Genomic DNA, 926 nt, shown 5'->3' with positions numbered 1-926 from the left:
CGCTACCAAGTGCGCGCGATGCGGGACGTCTCGAGACGACACATAACGACTCAGTGCACAGCTCTCACGGCGCCCGGCTCGCCGAGCTCGTACGCTCGCACGGCTACCGGATCGGCACCGGCTTCGTCGGCACGCCGCTGATCTGCGATGCGCTGTGCCGGGCCGGGCAGTCCGAGGTCGCGTACCGGCTGCTGCTCGAGGAGGGCTGCCCGTCCTGGCTCTACCCGATCTCGATGGGCGCGACCACGATCTGGGAGCGCTGGGACAGCATGCTGCCCGACGGCAGCATCAACCCGGGCGAGATGACCTCGTTCAACCACTACGCGCTCGGTGCGGTCGCCGACTGGATGCACCGCACCATCGGCGGTATCGCGCCCGCAGAGCCCGGCTACCGGGTGGTACAGATTGCGCCGATCCTCGGCGGAGGACTCACCCGTTCCTTCGCGCGGCTCGATACCGGCTATGGTCCGGTGCGCGTCAACTGGACCCTCTACGGCGGCACGTTCTCGCTCTGCGTCACGATTCCGCCGAACACCACGGCCCGCGTGCTGCTGCCCGGCGCAGCCGAGACCGTTGAGATCGGCTCCGGCAGGCACGAGTGGGTGACGGATGTCTCCGCGCTCGTCGCTGTCCCTGCCCGGGCGCCGCTGACCCTCGAGACCTCCCTCTCGGAGATTGTGAACGACGCCGAAGCCCGTGCGGCCCTCCAGGCGCTCTTCGCGGAGATCGAGTACGTCATCGGGCTCGGCTGGACGAGCGGCGGGCGCTGGAAGAGCGACTCCCCGTTCGGGAGCTCACTCATCATGATGCCGCCGGCCGGCTTCGCGCGCGTCGAGGGGCTCCTCGCGACCCTGAACGCCCGCCCCTAGAGCCGCTCCCGCGCCCGAATGCGCAGCGCGTGCGCGACTCGCGCACGGAAAAGGGGG

1 protein-coding gene is annotated in these 926 nt (G+C 69.9%); it reads left to right on the top strand.

The features are described 5' to 3' along the window. The coding region (locus QN345_RS19495; protein WP_323509170.1) for an alpha-L-rhamnosidase C-terminal domain-containing protein at positions 1-869 on the top strand (869 nt) is incomplete at its 5' end. Positions 870-926 lie beyond the last annotated feature (57 nt).

This window comes from Cryobacterium sp. 10I1, assembly GCF_035019805.1.
GTDB lineage: Bacteria > Actinomycetota > Actinomycetes > Actinomycetales > Microbacteriaceae > Cryobacterium > Cryobacterium glucosi.
This window is presented reverse-complemented; position numbering and strand designations above follow the sequence as displayed.